This is a genomic window from Fundidesulfovibrio sp. (assembly GCF_058402725.1).
This window is the reverse complement of sequence record NZ_JBZVFJ010000037.1, coordinates 21,136-27,135: the sequence shown is the minus strand read 5'-3', so window position 1 is coordinate 27,135 and position 6,000 is coordinate 21,136. Positions and strand designations below refer to the sequence as shown.

The window sequence follows — 6,000 nt, the reverse complement described above, 5'->3', positions numbered from 1 at the left end:
CGAAGCGGAGAGGGATTCCAAAGGGCGTAGCCCTTTGGCCGCCGGAGGCATATTCCCCGACTGCCTGGCCGCTCATCCCTGCCGTACCATACGCCGTCGCGAAGTCCCGTGCTTGCATGCCCGGCCAGTCCCTGCGTGTCCGCCATAAAATGCCGCCCCGGGCCTGGTGGCTCCGGGGCGGCTTGCGCGTCGGTGTCGGGGGCGTCGCGATCAGGAGACGGCGCTGCCGGGGATGACGGGTTCGGAGGGGCGCAGCAGTTCCAGGCCGCCTTCGCGTTTGACGGCGAGGATCATGCCTTGGGATTCGACGCCGCGCAGCTTGCGGGGTTTGAGGTTGGCGACCACGACGACCTGGCGTCCCACGAGGTCTTCGGGTTTCCAGAATTCGGCGATGCCCGCGACCACCTGTCGGGGTTCGGGGTCTCCGGCGTCGAGTTTGACCAGGAGGAGCTTGTCGGCCTTGGGGACGGGCGTGGCTTCGAGCACGGTGGCGACGCGCAGGTCGAGCTTCTGGAAGTCCTCGAAGTCGATGGGTTCCTTGGGCCCGGCGGGCGCGGCCGGGGCGGGCTGTGGCTTGGGGGCCTTGGCTTTGGGGGCGGCCTCGGGCGCGGAGGCGGCGGGGGCCTCGATGCGCGGGAAGAGGTTGGACGCCTTGGCCACGAGGGTTCCCGGGGTGAGCTGGCCCCATCCGTCGGCTTCCACCGGGAGGTTGATGGAGGCCGGGTCGGGGTTGCAGCCCAGTTGCTCGAGCATGGCGGAGGCGGCCTCGGGCATGACGGGGAGCAGGTGGGCGGCGACCTTGCGCAGGCATTCGAGCACGTGGACCATGACGGTGGCCAGGCGCGAGGGGTTTTGTTCCTTGTAGAGGGTCCAGGGGGCCTGGGTGTCGATGTATTTGTTGAGGCCGCGCACGAGTTCCCAGAGGGAGTCGAGGGCCTTGGCGGTCTGGAAGCGGTCGAAGAGGCGCTGGAAGTTGAGGCAGGCTTCCTTGGCCATGGAGCGCAGTTCGTCTTCGTCGGGTCCGCCCTGCCCGGCCTGGGGGATTCGTCCGTCGAAGTATTTGTGGGTCATGGCCAGGGAGCGGCTGAAGAGGTTGCCCAGGTCGTTGGCGAGGTCGGAGTTGAAGCGCGCGCAGAGGGCCTCTTCGGAGAAGGAGGAATCGTAGCCGAAGGTCATTTCGCGCAGGAGGAAGTAGCGGAAGCCGGAGAGACCGTATTTGTCCTTGAGGGCCAGGGGTTCCACCACGTTGCCCAGGGACTTGGACATCTTGGTGTCCTTGACGAGCCAGTAGCCGTGCACGTTGAGATGCTGGAAGGGTTCGAGGCCCATGGCCTTGAGCATGGTGGGCCAGAACACGGCGTGGGGCTTGAGGATGTCCTTGGCGATCAGATGGTTGGCGTGCGGCCAGTAGTCGGCCATGGGCTTGGAGTCGGGCCAGCCCAGGGCGGTGAGGTAGTTGAGGAGGGCGTCGAACCAGACGTAGGCCACGTAGTCCTTGTCGAAGGGCAGTTCCACGCCCCAGTCCAGGCGGGACTTGGGGCGGGAAATGCAGAGGTCTTCGAGCGCGCCGGACTCCAGGAGGGCCACCACCTCGTTGCGGTACTGCTCGGGGCGGATGAACTCGGGATTGGCCTTGATGTGGTCCAGGAGCCACTGCTGATACTTGGCCATGCGGAAGAAGTAGTTCTTTTCCGCGATGTATTCGGGCTTGGTCTTGTGGTCGGGGCAGAGGCCGTCCACGAGTTCCTTCTCGGTGTAGAAACGCTCGCAACCGAAGCAGTAGTGGCCGCCGTATTCCCCGAAGTAGATGTCGCCCGCGTCGTAGACCTGCTGCAGGGCCTTCTGGACCAGACGTTTGTGCTCGGGGTCCGTGGTGCGGATGAACTGGGTTGTTTCGACGCCGAGTTTGGGCCAGAGGTCCTTGAAGAGGGCGCTGATGGCGTCGCAGTAGGCCTGCGGGGTCTGCCCGGCGGCGCTGGAGGCCTTGACGATCTTGTCGCCGTGCTCGTCCGTGCCGGTGAGGAAGCGCACGTCGTGGCCCATGACGCGGTGGAAGCGGGCCATGGCGTCGGCCAGGATGGTGGTGTGGGCGTGGCCCAGGTGGGGCCTGGCGTTCACGTAGTAGATGGGCGTGGTGATGTAGAAGCGTTCCACGGTCATTCTCCGGGTTCGGCGGCTTGCGGTGCTTGGGGCGCGTCCTGGCGTCTGGGCTTGGGCTTGCGTTTGCGTTTGCGCTTGGGCCGGGGCTGCGAGGGGTCGTCGGGGAGTCCGGCGGCCACCACCTCGCCGTCGTTGCCGTGGGTTGCGGCGTCGGACTGGTCGGGGGCGGATTCCGGTTCGGGCCTGGGCCTGGGGGGCGCGCTGGGACGTTGCTGGGGCTGTTGCTGGGGGGGGATGTAGGGCGTCCAGGTTTCGCCCGCGATGGCCTTCCATTCTTCCAGGTTGAGTTCACGCTCTTCTCCGTGCTCGTTGAACACGGAGATGGTCTCGCGGAAGATGTTGGAACGCAGGACTTTCACGGGGCCCTGGTTGGTCTGGTACTTCTTGCCGATCTTGGGGCAGCGGCGCTGGAATTCTTCGTAGGTGGACTGCTCGTAGGCCAGGCAGCAGAGGAGCCTGCCGCACATGCCGGAGATCTTGGTGGGGTTGAGGAAGAGGTTCTGTTCCTTGGCCATCTTGATGGTGACGGGCTGGAACTTGCGGATGAACCGGGCGCAGCAGCACATCTGGCCGCAGTTGCCGATGGCGCCCAGCATCTGCGTCTCGTGGCGCACGCCGATCTGTCGCAGTTCGATGCGGGTGCGGTAGGCTTTGACGAGGTCCTTGACGAGTTCGCGGAAGTCGATGCGTCCCGGGGCGGTGAAGTAGAAGATCATCTTGGAACGGTCCAGGAGGATCTCCACGTCCACGAGCTTCATGTCGAGGTCGCGCTGGGAGATGCAGCGCCGACAGTGGCGGATGGCCTCGCGGGCGAGGAGGCGGTTCTCCTCGTGCTGCACGAGGTCCTCCGGTTCGGCGAGGCGCTGGATGGGTTTGAGTTCCGTCGGCTCCACGTCCTGCGGGAGGTTTTCGGTCAGGAGGGCCACCTGGGCCATGGCCGGTCCCTGATCGGTCTTGACCAGGACATGCTGCCCGGCCAGGATCACCTGGTTGGGGGCGCAGTAGTAGTATATCTGGCCGTTGTCCCGGAACCTGAGTCCCAGAATGGTAGTCATGGCGATATCCGAAACGCCCGGCGGGCGGTTGAAGATGAGTCGAACAAGCAACCATAGCCCAAGCCGGGGAGAACTTCAAATCTTCCGGGAGGGGCGGGGCGGACTGCCGGCGGCAAAGAAATTTCAAAAACTTTTTGACGATTGATTGACAAGGTGGGTCCGAACGCGTAATCACCCTTTTCCGCGACGGGGGGCAACTTTCGAAGCGCAAACGGGTCATTAGCTCAATTGGTAGAGCAGCGGACTCTTAATCCGTTGGTTGTAGGTTCGAGTCCTACATGGCCCACCAAGAATACAGGGGTTACGGTGAACAGCCGTAACCCCTTTTTCGTTGCGTTTGGGCGACGGTTTGCAGGCGGCTTCCCATGCTTTGCTGATGCCGGGTGCAGTCCCAATGGAATGCCCTTTCCCGGCCAGAGTTGCCGCGGATGGACATTGCTGGGCATCGGTGCGAGAAGAGCATGCATGGTAACGATCAACCGCATGAAGTGCGCTTCGACGTCCAGGATCAGCAACAGATGGCTGTGGTTTTTGTTCGCCGTGGTCCTGGCCGCGACGCTGCTGAACTTCATCTTCTTTCGCGACTGCGGATGCTGGTGAGCGCGTTTTGGAGGGCCAGCGGGGCGGCATGACCGTCCAGTGAGCCGGAGCTTCACGAGGTCCGCCCGGACGGGTGGCCCTGTCCGCGAGGCGGCTGGAGCCAGACATGGGGAATCTGTTCAAATCCGCGCTGAAGGTTGCCGTCGGCCCCGGGGGCTTGGCTGCCGCCGGGACCGGAATCGGCTTGGCGTTCCTTCGCGGCTGTCTGCGCAGGCCGGGTTTGCGGGCCTACGCAGACCATCTGCTTGGCAGGCTTGCGCCAGCCCGCGAGGAGGCTGCGCCCCTTCCGGAGCAGGCTGTCCAGACGGCCCGGGCCTTGGCGGAGCTCTTGCGCCGAAACGGGCTCATGCCGTGCCGCCTGGCGGTGGACGGGCCTCCGGGCAGCGGCAAGAGCAGCCTGGCCGCCGCCCTGGCGGACACGCTGTGCATGGACTCCTTGTGCCTCGACCACCAAGACCTCGACCGCCCGCTTGATTTCTCCCGTCCGGGTGCGGTGTTCGAACACCACCGCCTGATCCGCACGCAGGACATCGACGCCTTCGACGCCGTCATCTACCTCGACGAGCCGGTCGCGGATTCCATGGCGCGGGTGCTCAGCCGCAAGCGGGGCGCGTATCTCGTCGAAATACTGGACTTCGATCTGCTCAAACGCATCGGAGACATGGCATTCGCCCTGGTCGGGGGCGAGGCCGAGGTCGTGCAGGGCCGTTGCCGGATCAAGCTCAGACCGCCCGGGGGCTTCCGCCACATGGAGAACATCCGCAGGGCTGCGGCCGCAAACGGGCTCGACTGGTCCGGGGCGTCGAAGGAGCAGGCCCTGTTCCTGAGCGTGGAGGGCGTGCGGCGCGGCGGTTTTTCGGCGTACCTGAACCATCACGCCTTCGACCGGGAACTGCTGGACGCGCTGACCGAGACCGGCGTGTTCACCGGCAGGCCGGGCAAAGGGCGCGGTTAGCCGTGCGGGGCGTTGCCGCCCTGGATGATGCGGCTCAGGGCTTGCTCGACCGGTTGCGCCGTCCGTGGCTAGACGCGGCCATGCGCGCCGCGAGCGTCGCCGGGTCCGCGAGCGTTGTCCTGCCCCTGTGCGTGGCGCTTGCATTGTACGGCCGGGAGCACCTTCGCGAGGCGGCCATGCGCTGCCTCACGGGGGAGGCGGCCATGCTGCCCGTCATCGCGGCCCTTCGCCATCTCACTCGACGGGCAAGGCCTTCGCCCAGAGCGCCCAGGGCCTGGGCGGCCTGGGATCGGTATTCCTTCCCCTCGCACCACGCCGCCCGGGCCTGGATGGCGGCGGCCACGGCGGCGGCCTGCATCGACGGCGCGGCGCTTCCGGCGTATTCCCTGGCCCTTCTTGTGGGGATCAGCAGGGTCTATCTGCTGAAGCACCACTTCACGGATGTTCTCGCCGGAGCGGCCCTGGGGGCAACGACGGCGGCCGTGGTGGCAGCCGCGTTCCTGCGGATGCCATGCTAGTGTTGCGTCCTCAAAATCCGTCCATACGAACTCTTGAGGCAATCATACAAAACCATTGATTTTAATATTGAAAAACATTTCATGTTTTTCAAAATCACGACACTAGCGCCGCATCGTCGGAGCGAACCCAGCTTGTCGGGGCGGGAAATCGAGCAGCCTCGGGCACAGCGAGGCGCTTCCACGCTCTCCGTGACTTCCGGCGTCACTGGCCGCGCAGGTCAGAACAGCTTGCGAAAGAGCAGATAGGCCACCACGCCGGCGGCCAGGATGAGCATCACATGCATGGGGAGCCTCCTGGTCTCGTTTTCCCGAAGGGTGAGGACAGGCGTTGAGACGCCCGGCAATCCGAATCCCTCACAGCGGCGGGCAGGGGAATTCCCCTTCGTCGTCCAGCCCCTGGACCGGCGCAACGGATGAAGCTCTCGAGCTGCTGCGCGGCGGGCGCTTTTTGAGCGTCATGCCGGTCACGCCGCCTGCCGCGCCAGCGCCTGTGACGAGCTTGGCCGACGCCGCCGTGCCGCACAGCGCCTTGACCCCGGCCAGGCAGGCCACCGAGAGGCCCACCACCGAGGTCAGCACGCCCGCGCACACTCCGGCCACGAACGTCTTCCCGTTGACGTACCGGCCCTTGACAGGGCGCGGAGCGCGCGCACACCCGTCCGATTGCTTCAGAAGGTGCTTGCGGTGAAGGGCGCAGAACTCGGGGCTGTAC

7 protein-coding genes and 1 tRNA gene are annotated in these 6,000 nt (G+C 65.4%); 4 read left to right on the top strand and 4 right to left on the bottom strand.

The features are described from left to right. Positions 1-210: 210 nt before the first annotated feature. Positions 211-2,154 carry a methionine--tRNA ligase gene (gene metG / locus ACV4UX_RS07035; protein WP_491592607.1) on the bottom strand — a complete coding sequence of 648 codons (1,944 nt, stop codon included), beginning with the start codon at positions 2,152-2,154 and terminating at the stop codon, positions 211-213. Positions 2,155-2,156: 2 nt separating this feature from the next. Then, positions 2,157-3,215, bottom strand: a complete 1,059-nt coding sequence (locus ACV4UX_RS07030; RefSeq protein ID WP_491592606.1) for a PSP1 domain-containing protein — start codon at positions 3,213-3,215, stop codon at positions 2,157-2,159. Between the two features lie 213 nt (positions 3,216-3,428). Here ACV4UX_RS07030 and ACV4UX_RS07025 point away from each other — a divergent pair. The 4 genes from ACV4UX_RS07025 (at position 3,429) to ACV4UX_RS07010 (ending at position 5,288) form a co-directional block, all read left to right on the top strand. Beyond that, positions 3,429-3,504, top strand: a tRNA-Lys gene (locus tag ACV4UX_RS07025). Positions 3,505-3,680: 176 nt separating this feature from the next. Beyond that, positions 3,681-3,815 (top strand): hypothetical protein, encoded by a 135-nt coding sequence (locus ACV4UX_RS07020; RefSeq protein WP_491592605.1) that lies wholly within the window; start codon positions 3,681-3,683, stop codon positions 3,813-3,815. 184 nt (positions 3,816-3,999) lie between these two features. After that, positions 4,000-4,770: a P-loop NTPase family protein gene (locus tag ACV4UX_RS07015; protein WP_491592604.1), complete on the top strand. Its 771-nt coding sequence runs from the start codon at positions 4,000-4,002 to the stop codon at positions 4,768-4,770. 80 nt (positions 4,771-4,850) lie between these two features. Then, complete coding sequence (locus ACV4UX_RS07010) at positions 4,851-5,288, top strand: phosphatase PAP2 family protein (RefSeq protein WP_491592603.1); 438 nt, start codon at positions 4,851-4,853, stop codon at positions 5,286-5,288. A 218-nt stretch (positions 5,289-5,506) separates the two neighbouring features. On the opposite strand, the gene ACV4UX_RS07005 is transcribed toward ACV4UX_RS07010, so the two are convergent. After that, complete coding sequence (locus ACV4UX_RS07005; protein WP_491592602.1) at positions 5,507-5,632, bottom strand: hypothetical protein; 126 nt, start codon at positions 5,630-5,632, stop codon at positions 5,507-5,509. Positions 5,633-5,642: 10 nt separating this feature from the next. Continuing rightward, positions 5,643-5,888: a hypothetical protein gene (locus ACV4UX_RS07000; protein ID WP_491592601.1), complete on the bottom strand. Its 246-nt coding sequence runs from the start codon at positions 5,886-5,888 to the stop codon at positions 5,643-5,645. Between the last annotated feature and the right edge of the window lie 112 nt (positions 5,889-6,000).